Source organism: Flavivirga jejuensis, from assembly GCF_030540765.1.
Taxonomy (GTDB): Bacteria; Bacteroidota; Bacteroidia; order Flavobacteriales; family Flavobacteriaceae; genus Flavivirga; species Flavivirga jejuensis.
Genome location: NZ_JAUOEL010000002.1, coordinates 881,835 through 900,700, shown reverse-complemented (window position 1 = coordinate 900,700; position 18,866 = coordinate 881,835). Strand labels below are relative to the sequence as shown.

Sequence of the window (18,866 nt, the reverse complement as noted above, 5' to 3'; positions counted from 1 at the left end):
CAATTAAAGCATTTTTTTACAATTCATAGTAATGCTGTGGCGTAATAAAAAGTCAAAAATTGAGTAAGAAAGAGCATTTTGCAGCCCATTAAAAAAGTTTAAACCCCTTCTACTAAAAACTAAAAACAATGAAACAATTGAACAAAATTATTTTTATTACTTTAATCTATTTGACAACTTCTTTTTGCTTAAAAGCTCAAACTTATGGTACGTTTATACACGAGGTAGACGAAGATACTTATATAAGAGGCGGAGAAAATAGTGATTTGAATTATGGTAGTGAACTAGAACTGCTAGCAAAAGGAACACCATCCAATGAAAACAATTATAGAAAAACAATTCTTAAATTTGACCTATCGGATACATCCTATAACTTGAGTGGCTCTGCTAAAGCGGTATTACGTTTGCATGCTAACGATTCCGAACTAGCAACTATTAACGCTTATGAATTAGATGATGCTTGGTTAGAATCTACAGTAACTTGGGATAATGTACCAACCATAGGAGGGCAGATTGCTTCTGTAGTAATGGGAGATAGTGGTATGTATTATGAGTGGGATATTACATCGTATGTACAAACTCAATTAAGTGGAGATAAAATAGTATCAATAGCTTTAGGCGACCCTGATGAGTCAAAAATCACCATAGGTTTTAACAGTAAAGAAGGAGGGCTTAATATACCACATATAGCAATTACTATAGATGATCCTAATCTATCAGCTATTTCAGCCTCACAAGATTCCGAAATTTTTTATTGGGGGAGACCTTCTTACGATAAAAATTATGGAGATAGTGACAACTTATCTGTTCGTTATGACGATAATGTAAGTAGTTGTACAGACAGCTATATTCAATTCGATATTAGCAGTATTACAGGAGCTAGAGAAAAAATACTTTTAAAATTATATGCTTTTGAGGTTGAACGCGCTTCAGAAATTTCAGTATATGGAACCGCTACAGAAGCTACTTGGAGTGAAACAACCATTACAGGAGCTAGTAAACCATTGGCAACCGAGCGTATTGATATATATTCAATTTTCTCGACAGGATTTGTAACGTTAGATGTTACTAACTATGTCAATAAAGCTATTGAGGCAGGTTGGGATGATTTAACACTGATTGTAAAAGAAAATGAAGGCGCAAAAATTTCATTTAACTCAAAAGAAGCAACCAGTGATGGACCTCAATTAATGGTAAGTTCTAATTCTGGCAGTTATGTTGCGCCTACAACGATGTTTGGAACTTTTTATTTTGATTCAGAAAATGGCGATGATAATAACAATGGAACATCAGAAGCTACAGCATGGCAAAATTTAACAAAACTAGAAGGCGTTACGCTTGCTCCTGGAAGCCAAATACTTTTAAAACGAGGAAGTGTTTGGAGCAGACAAGAGATAGTGTTTAAAGGTTCTGGAACAGATGGAAATCCTATCGTTATTGATGCTTATAGTACTGGCGATAAACCATTATTAAAAGGGTTAGGACAATCAACAGGACTCATAAAATTGTTTAATCAAGAATATATCGAAATTTCAAACATCCATATAACCAATTTAGGATTAGAAAAAGATGGGTTACGAAGAGGTATTCATGTGGTTGCCGATAATTTTGGAGTACTTCATCATTTACATTTTTCCAATCTTAAATTTACCGATATAAATGGAACCGATGGGCTTGATGCGGGTGTTTATGCTAATACTGATGACGAAAAACGTTCGGGAGCTATTCTTTTAGAAATACGAGGTGACGATGTTCAAACCTATTTTGACGATATCTTACTGGATAAAACCTATTTTTATGATGTGTCAAATACAGGTTTTGCTAATATCTCTCATTGGTCCGATTTAGAATTGAATTCAGATTTTAGTAGCAATACAGTACCAGGAACTTTAGACGAGCATTACATTCATAATTTTGTGCCTAGTAAAAATGTGGTTATAAAACGCAATCGGTTTGAAAATATTAATTCTCAGGGGATGATTATCCGTACGGCTGAAAATCCAATTATGGAGTATAATCTTTTCTATTACTGTTCAATAGGTAGAGGTTCAGATAATGCTTGCTTTAATTCTAAAACAACAGGCGCTGTTTGGAGGTACAATGAATCTTGTTTTACAGAATATACCGAAGGAAAATCTGATGGAGCAGGTATAGACGCAGATCTTCGGTCTAAAAACACGCTTATAGAATATAATTACTGTCATAATAATGAATACGGAGGTGTTATTACTACAGGTGGAAGCTTTGGCGGATCGTTTAATGATAATACAATTATTCGTTATAATGTTTTAATTAATAATGGCATTAATAGTATTCGAATTTGTAACCAAAATACCAATCTTTATGTACATAATAATTTAGTTTACTATGATGATGCAAGTAAAGACAATAGTTTGGTATTTACACATTTGAGTAATGTAACTCCTCAAGGTCCCATTAACTCTGTAGTTACAAATAACATTTTTTATACAACGAATAACAACGGTACATTTACAGCCGATGTTGAAGCTACCGACACTAGATTTGAAGAAGTGAAATACAGTAATAATCTATATTATGGTATAGATGCGACTTACCAATACCCAAACGACGCTAACTTGGTAACTGCTGATCCATTATTTGAAAATGGTACAGTACCAGTCCAAGATATTGGAGGCTATGTTTTATTAGATACTGATGGATTGCCTACAGGAAGTGTAAGTTATGATTTTCTTAATGGGTTTGGTTTATCTGAATCTTCTCCAGCAATAGATGCAGGAAGTACCAATACTATTACAGAAATACCTTTGGTTGATTTTCAAAACCAGTCACTATATAAAGGTGTATCATTAGATATAGGACCCTTTGAAAGTGATTTTGATCTCGCATTGAATGAGAAAAATGATGTTAACCAGTTTTTGTCACTATCGAACCCAGTTTCTAATGAGATGAAAATAAATATGCTGTCAGATGTTGAAGTAGAAAAAATAAGTATATATAACACTGTAGGGCAATTAGTAACTGTTTTTAATAAACCATCAACAAGTATCTCTTTGGATGATTTAAGACTTCAAAAGGGTATTTATCTTGTGAAATTAGATGGTGATTTTGGTACTGTTATAAAGAGAATATTGAAAGAATAATATAAAAATGGAGTATTAATAATTCCTTGGGGTGATACTGTTTTAATAGGTTCAGAGGTTGCCCTAAGGTTAATACCTTATTACTAACCTAGGTTACTAGATTATTTATAGAAACCCAATAAGGTAGATCCAATAGAGGTGTTTTTGAAAATAATGATTAAATTTCAATATATAATGAATAAACAAATGTATAAGTTATTAGGGGGCATTCTTTTTGTTTTTATGACCTCATTTGCTCTGAAACAAGATGGTGAAGTTTATTTTACAAACGGACTAAAAATTCAGGAAGTAACCAATACAAGTGCCATTATATGGACGCGATTATGCAAGTTCCCCAACGCAGTTCCAATTTCCCATAAACAAAAAGAAGCTCCCTTTAGAACACCTCTTGATTTTAATAATAATATGCCTGTCAATAAAATGGATGGTGCTGTAGAAGGGACATTTGGGGAGGTTAAAATAAAAGTGTTTAACAAAGATACCATTATTACAATTGACTGGAAACATGTATCACCATATAAAGATTATACCATTATGGAAGCAATACATGGTTTAAATCCCAATACGGAGTATCATGTTTTGTTACAAGGTAGAAAAGACAAAAATAGCCCTATTACAGACATATCAGGGGCATTCAAGACGGCACCTTCATCAGAAACAATAGAGCCAGTAGGTTTTACATCATCTACCTGTCAATACTTTTGGGATTATGACGATCCAATTAGAGGGTTTAAAGCTTATGATAGTATGCAGGAATTGAATCCAGATTTTCACTGCCAAACAGGCGATTATGTATATTATGATAAGCCAGGCCCAATGTCATATAACATAGCATTGGCAAGACATAAGTGGCATGCTATAAACGCTTGGCCTTCATTAGTTGATTTTTACTCAAAAGTACCGTCTTATTTACAAAAAGATGACCACGACATTTTAAAAGACGATGCGTCCCCAAATTCTGAACCATTTGGAGAATTAACTTTTGATGATGCTTTACAAATTTGGCATGAGCAAGTTCCTTTAAATGATAAACCTTTTAGAACCGTTAGATGGGGAAAAGATTTGGAAGTCTGGTTAGTAGAAGCTCGCGAATTTAGAAGTGATAATAAAGATGCAGATGGCGATGAAAAGTCAATTTTTGGAAAAGAACAAAAAGCGTGGTTAAAGGCTTCCATTGAATCTTCAAATGCGACCTTTAAAATTTTAATGTCTCCAACACCAGTTGTTGGTCCAGATAGAGCTAAGGGGAAAATAGATAATCATTCTAACAAATCATACAAAACAGAAGGCAATTGGCTTCGAGAATTACTTGCGTCTCAAGAAAACACGTTTGTTGTTAATGGTGATAGGCATTGGCAATACGTTTCAAAAGATTTAGTAACAGGGCTTTTAGAGTTTAGCCAAGGGCCAACGAGTGATGTTCATGCACAAGGTTGGGATCCTAATGATTATAGGCCAGAGCACCAATTTTTAAGAGTAAAAGGTGGGTTTCTTTATGTATCGGTATTTAGAAAAGATAATATTCCGACTATTAACTTTAGCCATTATGATGTTGATGGAAATGTAGTACATGAAGAAATTATTAAGTCAAAGTAAGATACCAGTAACTTATTAACGCTATTTTATATTTTAATATATCATATCAGTTTATAAACTAATGTTTATATCGAATTTATAAGCCTGAATGCTTATCATTATGGCGTCAAAAAAAATGGAATAGTACAAGCTGACAAATATTTTAATTCTTTTTTTGAAGATTGTAATATTATATCTCAAAGACCATTTGTTTTTGAAGCTGTTGGCTTTATAAAAACTGGATATAGGCGGTGCCCATGTGGTTCTGATAATATTTACTATAAAATTGAAAACGATATTGTTGAAATTATGTCTATCATTGGAAGACAAGATTTAGAAAAAATCACTTGACTTAGTTAAGTATATAGTTGGTAAACCAGTAAGACTGTACAAAAACTTATTTTAAATTAAAGTATATTTGGGGGAATGCCTGAGAAAAAATTAAATACGAGATTCTCAGAACTATAAATATAGTAAATGCGAAAGATTCCCGTTGATAAGAATAACTATAAAATAAGATAATTACTTTGGAGTCCCTTATTGAAAACATCTTATTTAACTATTCCTATACTGTTTTATATGGGTTGACTTTTGGGTACTTTGCATTTCTATATTTTGGAATAGGTTTTTTGTTTTTATCTGTTTGTAAAATTTTAGAACGGAAACACCTACTCAATAAAATTAAAGATAAAGAAGTTTCTAAAGAACAGATTACTTTTGAAATAAAACACTCCATAAAATCGATAGTTGTTTTTGGGTTTTCAATTATACCTATTGTATATTTAATAAGGGTTGACTTAATAGAACTACTACCAAATACATGGCTTAATATATTAATAGGAGTTATTTTACTCACACTATGGAATGAAGTCCATTTTTATATAGTACATAGAATAATGCATCAAAAATTTATGATGAAGCATGTTCATTTTATTCATCATAAATCTAGAATTTCAACAGTATATTCTGTTTACAGTTTTCATTGGTTGGAAGCCTTGTTGTTAAGTACCATACCATTAACGATTGTCCCGTTTATTCCTTTTTCTATAGTAGCGATCTCTATATACCCATTGGTGAGTATTCTATTGAATTTTGCAGGACATTGCAATTACCGATTCGGAAATGGGAAAGGTACTAGTTGGAAGCTTTTTGGAACCTATCATAACGAACACCATAGTAGAGGCAGAAGAAACTATGGGTTTTCTCTTAACTTCTTGGATAAATTATTCTCCAAGCATAATAAATAATAAATGAACGAAGTCTATATAACAAGCTCGGGTACATTTTTGCCAAACAAATCTGTTTCTAATGAAGAAATGGAAGATTTCTTAGGTCGAATAAACGGTGAAAATAGCCGAGCAAAAGAACGTGTATTAAAACAAAATGGTATTAAAACGCGACACTATGCCATAAATCAGAACCAAGAAACAACACATTCAAATTCACAATTGGCAGTACATGCAGTAAATGATGCATTGCAAAAAAGTAGTCTAAGAAGCACCGATGTTGAATTGCTATGTACAGGAACAACACAAGGCGATTTACCTATACCTGGTTTTGCCAGTATGGTGCATGCAGGTTTAGATTTTAATAGGTGCGAAGTTGCCAGTTTTCAAAGTGTATGTGCTAGTGGAATAATGGCATTAAAAAATGCATACTCTCAAATTAAAAGTGATGAAAAACAAAATGCCGTTTGCGTAGGAAGTGAGTTGGCTAGTAGAATGTTTAAAGCATCACGTTTTGAAGCTCAGAAAGTAGATTCATTGCCATTTGATGCCGAATTTTTAAGATGGATGCTATCTGATGGAGCTGGTGCATTTGTACTTCAAAATAAGAAAAATGAAAACGGTATTTCCTTAAAAATTGATTGGATTGATATAAAATCTCATGCAAATGAATTTCCCGTTTGTATGTATACAGGAAAAACAGATAACAAAAATGAAAACGAGAAAACCTGGTTAGATTACCCAAGTTACGAAGAAGCATCTAAAGCAGGTGCTATTAATTTAAAGCAAGACACAAGACTGTTAGATAAGGTTATTAAAACAGGAGTAGCACACTATTTTGATTTAATCGATCAAGGAAAAATTAACAAAGATTCTATAGATTGGTTATGCTGCCATTACTCTTCCGAGGTATTTAAAGAACCAATAAAAGAGCTCATGCTAAAAGGTGGTGGTGAAATTGCGGACGAGAAATGGTTTAGCAACCTGACTTCAAAAGGAAATACAGGAGCAGCATCTATTTTTATAATGTTAGATGAATTGATGCATTCTGGGAAATTAAAGATGCATGATAAAATACTTTGTATGGTACCAGAAAGTGGTCGTTTTGTGACATCCTATATGCAGCTCACAGTAACAGGGAATGTAAACACAAAGCGGTATCCTTTAAGAAAAATTGAATCGCCAGAGTTGATCATTAATAAAAATGAAACCTCCGAATGGTTAATTAGAAACCTTGCTCAAATCTGGATTGACTTTGAAACAGAACTACTTAAAGTACCTATTGTAGCGAAAATCCATGATGGAAAACTGAGTGTTTCAGACTATAAATTATTATTGATAGATCTTAGGCAACAAGTAATAGATGGATCTCAATGGATCTCTCGTGCAGCTTCGAATATCGATATCGATCTATTTGAATTACGCTCAGCATTCATAAAACATACCGCAACAGAGCATAAAGACTATCAAATGCTAGAAAGGAATTTTGAGGCTTTAGGAGAACCTATAGACACCATAAGAACAGGTGAAAAGAACATAGGTAGTATAGCGTTAACCTCTTTTATGTTTCAACAAGCGAGCAAACCTAATCCTATCGATTTGTTAGGCGCCATGTTTATTATAGAAGGCATAGGTAAACGCTTAGCAGGTTATTGGGGAGCCATGATTAAAGATCAATTAAACCTGAAAGACAATCAAGTATCCTTTTTTACCTATCATGGGGTGGCCGATGAAAACCATTTTCATAACTTAGAAGAAGCACTAAACCACCCTAAAATGAATATGGAAGTCGCTAAAAAGATAGTGAAAACAGCTAAAACTACAGCCAAATTGTACAAAATGCAGTTAGAAGAATTAGGAAATTATTAAACTGAAATTATGATAGACGAAAACATGGACATGTCAATGCACGATGAAAGGGATCCTAATCCTTGGTTGGCATTATTTTTAGACGATAGCATTCCTATTAATCAATCAACAAAGTTGGCGTTGATGAAAGATAACGCCTCAAAATCGGCGAAGTACTTTTTACCATTAATTCAATTCGGGTCTAAGATGACCATGTTTTTTATTCATATATTCAAGTTTTTCTTCCCGAAACTTATCAACTCTTCAAAGTTCTTACACCGCATTTTAGCATGGGGGCTTAGAAGATTTGTTAGTCCAGATGCGAACTTGCTTATATTTAGGCATTTTCATGTCGGCACAGAAATTTTGCAGTTTATAGGAGGTAATATTCCGAATGTAGAAGTAAAAGGAAATCCTTTAAAACCGAAAAATTTTGAAGATGTAAAAGATGATTTGTTTTTAAATCATGATTTGAACCTATACAATTTTGTTATTCGTTTAAACAGCCAATTGAAGGAGAAAAATATAACGATTAGCCCGCCCGAAAAAATCAACTTAAATATGATTACGGAAGATCAATTTGACCATATTAGTTTTCCTAATAAGTGGACAAACTTTTTGGATCTACGGTCGGCCATTGAGCTTTTTACGCCTTTTTATCAATTATTTTTAACATCCAATGATTTTGTAAGAGCTTCAAATTCATTACAATTAGATGAAACAATAGCGATTTATACCTCACAAATCTTAGGTACTCCTGGTCATTTAGGATTAGTTAATAATAAACACCCTATGGTGCCTGTTACTACTTATAGCGCCGCTTATAGACTGGTTTTACATGGGCTGGCCGCAGAAACACTACATGAAGTATTGGTAAAAATGAAACTTAATAAAAATCCAGATGGTGTTGTGACTCCAAAAGCATAAAACGTTTTATAATGTCTAAAAAGGCATGACCTGTAGAAATAAGCATGCTTTTTAATTTGAGTTTATTAGTCCACGCTTAATGCCTGTCTGGAAACCCCATTTTTAAGAAGTCTGTAAAAGGTACTTAAAATTGTAAGTTGAACCACGCCTTTGCCATGGTAGGCTAATCCTGTTTTTTAGTAGAGTCTAAGTTTAATACCCCGACCCTTGGGTCGATACCTATTATTGGGTTCAGGGCTGGTCTTTGAGGTTTTATATCTTTTATTTGATCAACTGGTTCAATAAAGTTATCTGCAACCATTTCTGTCCAAATACTTGTTCCAAATTGAAGAGATGTATTGAGCCTCATACCAAGAGATAAAACCATTATAGATTTTAGATATATAATTATAAAAACTGTTAATAACTTCTATGTAAGTTTTGAATCAAAAATTCTACTTTTGTTTTGATTAAATTTTACAAATATTATGTCTGATACAATAGAAAAAATAAAATGTTTAATTATAGGTTCTGGGCCAGCTGGTTATACAGCAGCTATATATGCAGCTAGGGCTAATATGTCGCCAGTTTTATATCAAGGGACACAACCAGGAGGTCAACTAACAACAACTAACGAGGTTGAGAATTTTCCAGGGTATCCAGAAGGTGTTACGGGACCAGAAATGATGATTGAATTACAAAAACAAGCAGAACGTTTTGATACCGATGTACGAGATGGCTGGGTTACAAAAGTTGATTTCTCTGGTGATGTTCATAAAGTATGGGTTAATGATACTAAAGAAATTCATTGTGATACTGTAATAATTTCTACGGGAGCATCTGCAAAATATTTAGGACTAGATTCTGAGCAAAAATATTTAAAACTAGGAGGCGGTGTGTCTGCTTGCGCGGTATGTGATGGATTCTTTTATAGAGGTCAAGAAGTTGTCATTGTTGGAGCAGGGGATTCTGCTTGTGAGGAAGCTCATTATTTATCCAAGTTATGTTCTAAAGTTACTATGTTAGTGAGACGTGATGAATTTAGAGCATCTAAGATCATGGCTAAAAGAGTTAAAGACACTGAAAATATTGAAATACTATTTAATACAGAAACTGATGAGGTTTTAGGAGATGATCAAGTAGTTACTGGTGTTAGAGTTTTTAATAATAAAACAAATGAAAAGCATGAAATTCCAGCTACTGGGTTTTTCGTTGCTATTGGGCACAAACCTAACACAGATATCTTTAAAGGATTCTTAGATTTAGATGAAACAGGGTATATTATTAATGTACCTGGAACATCTAAAACGAATGTTGAAGGTGTTTTCGTTTCTGGAGATGCAGCAGATCATGTTTACAGACAAGCAGTTACTGCAGCAGGAACAGGATGTATGGCAGCTCTTGATGCCGAACGCTATTTAGCAGCAAAAGGGTAGATTTGTAATAGCTCAAAAATATTTAAATTGCCTAGTTTTATGCTAGGCTTTTTCCTTAATTAATTCGGGATGTGGCGCAGTCCGGTTAGCGTACACGGCTGGGGGTCGTGTGGTCGCAGGTTCAAATCCTGTCATCCCGACGAACCTAGAAATAGGTACTATCAAAACACTGTTAATCGTATGATTATCAGTGTTTTTTTGTTTTTACTCATTTTTTTTGATGCCAAATAATACCAAATAAAACCAATAAGAAGGTGTGCAAATAGGTGTGCAGTTTTTAATCATAAATGCACTAACTTTATGGAGCTTTGAAGCGTGATTTGACTTTCGTCTTTGCAAATTATTGTTTAATACAAATCACGTAAAATGGCAAGGTAAATTCTGAGAAAATGAGAGTCCTAAATGCCTATTTAGACCAAGTGTATGGCAAACTACTCCAATGCCATAAACAGCTATTAGAAGAGGATAAAATAATAACTTCCGATGCCATTAAGTCCCGATACCTAGGGGAAGATGAGAACAGTAAAACACTAAAGGATTTAATAGCCTATCATAACAATAATATGATTCATGTGCTTAAAGCGGGAACCATGAAGAACTATTACACCACAGAAAGGTATCTAGAACGGTTTTTACAGAAAAAAAGAAAGGTAAACGATGTCTTCCTAAAACAATTGAACCTTAGGTTTATTACAGATTTTGAACATTATTTAAGAAACTACAAAAACTCTCAAAAGGAGCTTGTTCTTGGAAATAACGGAGTGATGAAACATCTGGAACGTTTAAAGAAAATGGCAAACCTAGCTGTTAAACTGGAATGGATGAACAAAAAACCATTTAATCAATTCCAGCTAAAATTCAAGAAATACGATAGGGTCTATTTAAATGAGAGAGAACTAAAACTATTGGAGGAAACTCACTTTAGGAGTGAACGCTTACAACGAGTAAAAGATTGTTTTATTTTTTCCTGTTACACAGGGTTATCTTATATAGATGTCAAGGAACTTACAGAAAAGAACATCGTTAAAGGGATAGATAACAACTACTGGATATATACCAAAAGAGAAAAGACGGATGAATCGGTAAAAGTGCCCATATTGCCCAAAGCATGGTCAATTATTGAAAAATATAGGACATCCCAAGAAATGATTGTCAAAGACAGGTTGTTGCCCCTAAGCTCTAACCAAAAAGTAAATACGTATTTAAAAGAAATAATGGAGTCTTGTGGTATCCATAAAACCATTTCGTTTCATGTTGCCAGACATACATTTGCCACAACGGTAATGCTGTCCAATGGAGTTCCTATTGAAACGGTATCCAAACTTTTGGGACATACCAAGCTATCCACTACACAAATCTATGCGAGGGTAGTAGAGAGTAAAATAAGCGAGGACATAGGTAACTTGTTGGAGCGGTTTGAGCAAAAGAGAAGTAAAACCGTAAGCAATTATTGAAAAACAGTATGTGGCATTGTTGAAATAGAACAACTCTTCCTAAGGTCGAGTTGTTTCCAGTTCAACAAGCATTACATCATTATTGTTTTATTGTTTTTTTTAATCGTAAATAGTTGCAATTGTTAAAATGATGATTGATAACCCTAAAAGTAAAAATGAAAAAAAATAATTTGATTTTATATTAAATCTATTTTTGATGTTATTCTTTATAGATATAAATGTTAAGAAAAGTAATAAAAGGATAAAAGGAATTGTAAATAATTCAATAAGCACACCTAAAATTATAATATCTACTTTATAAATAGAAAGAATTACTAAGAGTATAAAGTAAATTAAGCATATAATGGCACCTAAAAGGACTAACTTACTATTTGTTGTTTTTTTTAAGTTTAAAGAAGGTTTCATAAGTTCCATATTTAAGGATTAATTAATATACCATTATCTAAATCGCCTTTAGAAGGTAACAGCTCAGGTTCAAAATATGGTAATTCCTCATATGGTTGTTGATAATCTGGAACGCAGCCACTAAAACAAAACCAGCGAGGAGTACAATTGGTACATAACTTGTCATGAACATAACAAATAGGGTTTACATAATAGCAACAACCACTATAATTACCACAACACCCATGAGAAGAACCTGAACCAAGCAAACACCAACTATTACTTTTTTCTGTGATTTTTGTTTGCTCTCTTTTAAAAATTTCTATTGACGCATTAAATCTTTCCTTACTAACAAAAAATGAATAGAATTTGTCAAATGTTACATACTTTTCATTTGAATTTGTTAGAGGTTCTATGTATTGTTTGAAGACTTTCTTCTCATCCGTTTCATTATCAAATATATCCTCATTGGAATCAGTCGATAAATCATTCAAGATTTCTATTGGAACGAAAAAATCTTCCTGACAAATAAAACCTGTCTTATCAAGTAAATACCCTGGATGCAATGTGCATTCACAATCTTTTTCGAAAGTTTCTTTACTTCTTTTTTTTACACTAACAATGGAGTTGTGAAAATACAATAAATTTAAAATTGGAGAAATATTTTTATTGTGGAATTCGTTGAGTGTATTTATTAAAAATATATGCATATTGTATTCTATTTCTGCATAAGTACTTTGTTTAAAGTCATAATTAATGTTATTAGCAATATCTATAACTTTTTCTGTTTGATATAATTTATAATTTTCTGTTGAAGTATTTATGTCGTATTGTGTTTCATAAATAACCTTGTTGTCCAAATTAGCTATAGTGAAATTTGAATTTATATCATGGTCAGATTTATTAACTTCAAATGAAAATATTGTATTTTTAAACGTTTGAGATATATTTAATTCATTCGAATTAAAGTTTTTGATTAATAAGTTGTTGCTTAATTTTGACTCACTGTTTATATTTTCATCATTTTCCGAATTAGAACACGAATTTGTAGTTAAAGCTAAAAAGCTTAGTAATAGTAAAATGTAAATTTTGTGGTTTTTTACTTTCATTTTGAATAATTTTAATTATACTTAACTTCTGTTTTTATCTTTTTTTAGCTAATTCAGATTGTTATGCTCGTCTTAATAGCCCATAACATAGAAGACCAATTCCTAGAATTTCCATTGGCGGCAATTCTAGGAATTGGAATGTGATTTGTGTTATAAGGTTAATTCTTTATACAAATTATCCAATAAAAAGTGTTAAAATTCTTTAAAAATGGGACGTAATCAAAGGTTTGTGGGATTATTAAAACTAAAGAAAGAGCAATAAAAATTAAGAGAAAGGAAACTTTCTAATATTGATTTTATAAAAAAATCACTTAGGAAACAGAGCCGAACAATCCAAATTGGCACTTTGAATTTACGATTACTCTAAAATCATTTTTTTTAGTGTCAAAACGTATCAAATGGGAACAAATACTGTTTTCATTTCAATTATTTATGGATTATATTTATGAAGCTGAACGCGGCATTTTTTTAAGTACGGTTATCCACTTTTTTTGATTTGACTTTCTAGATAACAGTACCCATCAAGAAGAAGTAATTTTTTAAGAGTAAGGTAACTGACTTTTTAGTCAGTTGGCTCGGAATTTTGACCAACGGGAAAAATGGAATAGCAAGAGGGTAGCGTGCTAAAGCAGCGCTACATATCTCATTTACTCCGTAAAGCCCCTGTTTATTGGTGTTTTGAGGTTTCGTGTGTTTTGAAGCAATAAAATAAATTGTCACAAAACCTTTGATAAGCCCCATAAACATTAAAAAATATTGTCACAATAGACTATAAAATAGAACTCAAATGGATGATTTTAAAACAGTACGGATAAAAAAGAAAACATTAATAAGGTTTAAGAGCTTTTCAAGAAAGGTTTCTAATAACTATTCTAAAACTTTAGATATGGTCATGCACTTTTTTGAGTGGCACGGTTTTTTGCCTTCAGACCGTTTCGGGAAGAGTATGGTAGAGGAAATCATAAAGAACCGAAAACGTACCAATGCATCCATAGCCATCATAAAGGATATAGAAAAGAGCCAGACTCTACCAATTATGGCTATGTTGCATTCTCTATTTGAACAGAATTCTAAAGAACAAGAGGAGAGTGATTTTGAGGATGACTTTGATTTTATAGAAAAGAAATTTGAAAATGGTAATGATGAGGAACAGTGGATGGAAGAGACCACCGTTCCCAGAATTCGATATGAACGATTAGAGTATAAAATGGGTGAGCTAAAAAGGGATTTTAGTTATGTGTTAGATAATGTTAAAGTTGTAAAAAGCAGCTTTGGAAAAAATTATTTGAGGTTAGGACTTAATGAACAAGAAATCGAAAAATTTAAAAGAGTAATAAAAAATTCATAGATTATGTGGATAGCTATATGTTATTAAAAGGTATTGTATTTTGCTTTTTTGATATGTTTAAAGTAAAACAAACCTGCTTAAAAATAATTAGTTAGAAAAATCTAAATAATAAGTAGTTAAAAATTACTTGCACCTATGTCATTTTGCCTCGTGAAATAAATTTATGACTCTTTTTCTAAAACAGCCATCAAACGATGGTTTAAGTATAATTTTTCTTTACCTACTTTTTCAGAAGTTAAAAAACCAGCATGTTCTAATTCCATAAGATAATTACCAACAGTTTTTGGAGTTCCTAGTCCCGCATCAATTAAAAATTGACGTTTTGTATAAGGCAATCTAAATAATATTTCTATAAGTTCTTTAGAATATACTTTGGGTATTGTTGCTTTTACCTCTTCCGCCATAATCTTCATAAGTGCTGTTACATCCTTTAAACGCTTTAAGCCTTTATTTGCAGTAAACTTTATCATCTCAAGCATATAAATTATCCATGCTTCCCAATCTTCATTTTCTGTAACATTTCGTAATTTCACATAGTAATCTGCTTTATTTTTAATAATATATTCACTCAAATAAATAGCAGGCGTATCTAATAGGTTTTCAATCTTTAAATAAAGTAATAATAAAATACGACCAGTTCTACCATTACCATCACTAAAGGGGTGTATGGTTTCAAATTGGTAATGCATTAACGCCATTTTAATCAGTGGGTCAATAGTGTCTTCTCCATTAATGAAATTTTCAAGATTAGCTAGTTTTTCTCTTATAGTGTCTTCCCCAGTTGGCGGTGTATAAATAGTATCTCCTTTTGCATTTTTAAGAGCAGTTCCTGGGGTTGTTCTTATACCAGCAGTATTCTTTTTTATGCTTTGTACGATGTCTACACATAAATTAGTAGTTATAAAAGGGCGTTTCTCAATGTCTCGTAAACCATCCCAAAGTGCTTCTTTATAACTTATAACTTCTTTGGTTGCAGGATTATCAAATTTTTTGTCAGCCACTATAGCTTTATATAAATCATCATTAGTCGTAATGATATTTTCTATTTCAGAACTAGCTTTAGCCTCTTGTAAGTGTATAGTATCTAAAAACAATGTAGGATTTGGCAAATTGGTAAGCATGCCATTAAGCTGAGCCAAAGCTCTACTAGCATCAATAGTTTTGCGTAATACTTTTGTAGTTTCTAAATCCTTCTTTGGTGGTAATGAAGGTAAATTGTTATACGGTATTGTTCTACTAAATTTAGTCATTTTTCAAGAGTAATGATTACATCTGTAAATTAAACGAGAGTAAATATAGCAAAATATTACACTCGTTCAAATTATAAGGGTAAATATTACCTTCGTTTTAATAGTGTCTGAACTATAATGTTAAAAAGGAAAGAGAAAACAAAGATAAGCACTAGTGTGCTTGGTATTCTCTGCTTTCTCTTTCCTTTTTTCCTTTCTATAAACTTCCTAAAAATGTAATGAAATACTCTTTGCCAAAGCGATGATAGGAGCGAAGTGGTAATGTGTATGGAATGAGATAAATTAATATTTCGTATCCTTTACCGACCTAGGGTCATTTCCTGGTTTTACCGTATCACTATCTCGAATTGGACCTCCATTTGGCTTATGAATCCTAACTTCGCCTCCTCCGTTATTCTTTGAAAACTGCTTTGCAATTTTCTCTGCTTCTCTCTGGGTTTGTGCTTTTGCCGAGGCTTTCTGCCCACCTTCCTTTTGAACATTCCAATCTTTTTGTCCTTTTTTTTGGGTAACATGATAATTTGCGGTTCTGTCGCATTAATTAGAAAGAGTTGTATTTTTAAAAGAGAATCTGAATTCACGAAGCTAGAGCGCAGAATGTTTTAAACGTTGAAGATTTAGGTTTCAAGATTTGATTCTTTCTAATTATGTTTATTATTTCTATTCTAGCTAGTGTTCTTTGTGCTGACTCAAATTCTTTAAACCCTGTTGAAATTAATATTCTTCTTTTAATGCTCCGATGGTCTTGCTCTATCATATTGTTCAAGTATTTGACTTGTCTAATCTTTATCTTTTTTCTAGTGAAGCTTCTTTTATTCCAAGTCTTTATTCCAGCAGTATTGGCACCGCTTTTATCTATGTTTATGATTCTAGGTTTACCATTGTTTCTAATCGCTTTATTCAAGAACTTCTGAGCAGAACCTTTCATTCTTCTTTTGGTTAGTAGGAAATCTATAGTATTTCCTTGTTTGTCAACAGCTCTATATAAGAACCTGTCATTACCAGAGACTTTAATATAAGTTTCATCTAACCTCCAACTATTTAGTTACTTGCTTTTTACGCTGATTGATATTGTACTCAATCTCTTTAGCAAACTTAAAACCACTTTAAAACTGGTAAAAAATATAGCCCCCTCCAATTAATTCATTTTTTATAAATGATATTGGCAGTAACTACCTGCAGCTATTTTAAAGAAATCCCTAAAAACCATTAGCTCGTCCCATATTTAAAAGTTTTTGGCACTTTTTTTAACAAAAGGTTTAAGGAAAGTATTATTCTTGATATTTCAATATTTAAAATAGAAGCAAAGTAAAATCAGAATTACCATTTGTTTCTAAATTTTAATCAAATGTTAGGTCTTTAGGGATTTTGTATACACAAACTAGCCTTGGTAAAAATTATACGCTATTATGAGAACAAAACTACTTTTACAATTTTCGCTCTTACTTTTCTTTGCCCTGTTGGGCACGGCCACCTACGGCCAATCTTTTATGGATGGTGATTTCACCTATAATGTGATATCCACCAGTCCCAATACCGTAGAAGTGACCAATTACGAAGGTTCCGGAGGGCATTTGACCATCCCTGAATCGGTTGAATATAATCTTACGTCCTATACCGTGACCAGCATTGGAGGGTATGCCTTTTCTGGTAATGATGAGTTGGCCAGCGTAGTCATGCCCAATACGGTGACCAGCATTGGAGAAAGAGCCTTTTTTAATTGCGCTTTGGGCAGTGTGGAGATTCCTGAGGGTTTAACCACACTAGAGGAATACATTTTTTGGAACAATGATGAGATGACCCATGTGACCATTCCGGCAGGGATCACCGCTATTGGGGAAGGTACCTTTGGTTCCATCCGAGATCTTACCCAAGTAGAGGTACTGGCCACAGACCCTCCAAGCCTTGGAGGCAATGCCTTTTCAACTAATGATGGCCGTGGTGCAATAGATGTACTCGTACCCAGTGGCACAGGACAAGCATATTTGGATAACGGCTGGACGGGCTTCCAATCCATATTGGATGTCAGAGTCAATGACGAGTTCATGGCCGACGATATCACCTACTTAGTCACTGAACTAAACCCCGTTAAAGAGGTAACAGTGGTAGACTACGACACTGAGGGAGGAACCACTCTGGCCATCCCTCAGACAGTCCAGTACCTTGATACCGACTTTGCCGTGACCGCTATTGGCGATGACGCTTTTGCGGACAATCAATTGACCCATGTGATCATACCTGATGGTATTACCAGTATTGGTGAAGAAGCCTTTGCCAACAATCCAATCACAAAAGTAACGGCATTAGCCACGACTCCTCCAGATATTCAAGGCAATAGCTTTTCAAACCCTGTTCAAATAGACCTCGTAGTGCCCACGGGCACATTACAAGCATATTTGGCTAACGGCTGGACGGGCTTCAACATCCGCGTACCTCTTCCTTTCGTCACCACCTGGATGGTAGGGGACGATGATTATGGAGACGGAGACCGGACGGTCACGATCCCTATCAATGGTGATTATGACTTTACCGTGGACTGGGGCGATGGCAGTACGGCAACAGATATTGATACCAGTGATCCCAATTATTCTTCCGATCTTCTTACCCATGAATACACAAGTGCTGGAGAGAAAACAATTTCCATTGCCGGAGATTTCCCCAGGATCTTTTTTAACAATAGCAGTTCATCGGACAAAGAGAAGATAATATTAGTCAATGCCTGGGGTGACATCGTGTGGCAGAGTATGGAAGGAGCCTTCTATGGATGTTCTAACCTGGATGTCATAGCCGAAGATGTACCCGATTTGTCAAATGTAACCAATATGGCTTCTATGTTCCATAATGCTTCCTTGCTGGTAGGAAACGAGCATTTCAACGACTGGGATGTGAGCAATGTCAAAAACATGTACAGTGTATTTAACGGAGCAACCTCCTTCAATGCAGACATCAGCGATTGGAAGGTAGGCAATGTAACCCAGATGGAATATATGTTCCAACATGCCGAAAAATTCAATCAAGACCTCGGTGCCTGGAATGTGGGTAAAGTGGGAAATATGTTTTCCATGTTTAATGAGGCCTATGAGTTCGAAGGAGAGAATCTAGGAAAGTGGAATGTAAGCCAGGTCACCATTATGACTAATATGTTCCGGTATGCCAGAGCCTTCAATGCGGACATCGGCGATTGGAATGTAAGCAAGGTGGAAAACAT

The 18,866-nt window shown here is 33.7% G+C and carries 14 protein-coding genes, 1 tRNA gene and 2 pseudogenes; 11 read left to right on the top strand and 6 right to left on the bottom strand.

Features of this window, described 5'->3' with window-relative positions:
- The first annotated feature begins 128 nt into the window (after positions 1–128).
- The 6 genes from Q4Q40_RS08760 to Q4Q40_RS08740 all read left to right on the top strand — a co-directional run bounded on the left by Q4Q40_RS08760 (position 129) and on the right by Q4Q40_RS08740 (position 8,698).
- Complete coding sequence (locus Q4Q40_RS08760) at positions 129–3,122, top strand: CBM96 family carbohydrate-binding protein (protein ID WP_303301407.1); 2,994 nt, start codon at positions 129–131, stop codon at positions 3,120–3,122.
- Positions 3,123–3,296: 174 nt separating this feature from the next.
- Positions 3,297–4,718, top strand: a complete 1,422-nt coding sequence (locus Q4Q40_RS08755) for an alkaline phosphatase D family protein (protein ID WP_303301406.1) — start codon at positions 3,297–3,299, stop codon at positions 4,716–4,718.
- Between the two features lie 69 nt (positions 4,719–4,787).
- On the top strand, positions 4,788–5,048 hold the full coding sequence (locus tag Q4Q40_RS24065) for a type II toxin-antitoxin system RelE/ParE family toxin (protein WP_367892780.1): 261 nt from the start codon (positions 4,788–4,790) through the stop codon (positions 5,046–5,048).
- A 176-nt stretch (positions 5,049–5,224) separates the two neighbouring features.
- Positions 5,225–5,944, top strand: coding sequence for a sterol desaturase family protein (locus Q4Q40_RS08750; protein WP_303301405.1), 720 nt, complete (start codon positions 5,225–5,227; stop codon positions 5,942–5,944).
- 3 nt (positions 5,945–5,947) lie between these two features.
- The gene (locus tag Q4Q40_RS08745) at positions 5,948–7,792 is read left to right on the top strand and encodes a beta-ketoacyl-ACP synthase III (protein ID WP_303301404.1); all 1,845 of its coding nucleotides are present in this window, start codon (positions 5,948–5,950) and stop codon (positions 7,790–7,792) included.
- Positions 7,793–7,801: 9 nt separating this feature from the next.
- Complete coding sequence (locus tag Q4Q40_RS08740) at positions 7,802–8,698, top strand: DUF6999 family protein (RefSeq protein ID WP_303301403.1); 897 nt, start codon at positions 7,802–7,804, stop codon at positions 8,696–8,698.
- A gap of 163 nt (positions 8,699–8,861) precedes the next feature.
- Here the strand turns inward: Q4Q40_RS08740 and Q4Q40_RS08735 are convergent, their stop codons facing one another.
- Positions 8,862–9,047 carry a hypothetical protein gene (locus Q4Q40_RS08735; RefSeq protein WP_303301402.1) on the bottom strand — a complete coding sequence of 62 codons (186 nt, stop codon included), beginning with the start codon at positions 9,045–9,047 and terminating at the stop codon, positions 8,862–8,864.
- Between the two features lie 118 nt (positions 9,048–9,165).
- Between Q4Q40_RS08735 and trxB the strand changes: the two genes are divergently transcribed.
- The 3 genes from trxB (at position 9,166) to Q4Q40_RS08720 (ending at position 11,567) form a co-directional block, all read left to right on the top strand.
- Entirely contained in the window at positions 9,166–10,113 is a 948-nt protein-coding gene (gene trxB, locus Q4Q40_RS08730; protein ID WP_303301401.1) for a thioredoxin-disulfide reductase, read from the top strand.
- Positions 10,114–10,178: 65 nt separating this feature from the next.
- Positions 10,179–10,253: transfer RNA gene (locus Q4Q40_RS08725), tRNA-Pro, on the top strand.
- 249 nt (positions 10,254–10,502) lie between these two features.
- Entirely contained in the window at positions 10,503–11,567 is a 1,065-nt protein-coding gene (locus Q4Q40_RS08720) for a site-specific integrase (RefSeq protein ID WP_303301400.1), read from the top strand.
- A 99-nt stretch (positions 11,568–11,666) separates the two neighbouring features.
- On the opposite strand, the gene Q4Q40_RS08715 is transcribed toward Q4Q40_RS08720, so the two are convergent.
- Complete coding sequence (locus tag Q4Q40_RS08715) at positions 11,667–11,972, bottom strand: hypothetical protein (protein WP_303301399.1); 306 nt, start codon at positions 11,970–11,972, stop codon at positions 11,667–11,669.
- A gap of 11 nt (positions 11,973–11,983) precedes the next feature.
- A complete protein-coding gene (locus Q4Q40_RS08710) occupies positions 11,984–13,060 on the bottom strand; it encodes a hypothetical protein (RefSeq protein WP_303301398.1) in 1,077 nt (358 codons plus the stop codon).
- Between the two features lie 787 nt (positions 13,061–13,847).
- Here Q4Q40_RS08710 and Q4Q40_RS08705 point away from each other — a divergent pair.
- Positions 13,848–14,408, top strand: a complete 561-nt coding sequence (locus tag Q4Q40_RS08705) for a BfmA/BtgA family mobilization protein (RefSeq protein ID WP_303301397.1) — start codon at positions 13,848–13,850, stop codon at positions 14,406–14,408.
- 161 nt (positions 14,409–14,569) lie between these two features.
- Here the strand turns inward: Q4Q40_RS08705 and Q4Q40_RS08700 are convergent, their stop codons facing one another.
- The 3 genes and pseudogenes from Q4Q40_RS08700 to Q4Q40_RS08695 form a co-directional block, all read right to left on the bottom strand.
- Positions 14,570–15,658 carry a Fic family protein gene (locus Q4Q40_RS08700; RefSeq protein WP_303301396.1) on the bottom strand — a complete coding sequence of 363 codons (1,089 nt, stop codon included), beginning with the start codon at positions 15,656–15,658 and terminating at the stop codon, positions 14,570–14,572.
- A 282-nt stretch (positions 15,659–15,940) separates the two neighbouring features.
- A pseudogene (locus Q4Q40_RS24060) lies at positions 15,941–16,165 on the bottom strand (DUF2188 domain-containing protein); the annotation flags it as partial.
- Positions 16,166–16,235: 70 nt separating this feature from the next.
- Positions 16,236–16,688 (bottom strand): annotated as a pseudogene (locus tag Q4Q40_RS08695) (IS6 family transposase); the annotation flags it as partial.
- A gap of 379 nt (positions 16,689–17,067) precedes the next feature.
- Here Q4Q40_RS08695 and Q4Q40_RS08690 point away from each other — a divergent pair.
- On the top strand, positions 17,068–18,866 hold a 1,799-nt coding region (locus Q4Q40_RS08690), incomplete at its 3' end, for a BspA family leucine-rich repeat surface protein (protein ID WP_303301395.1).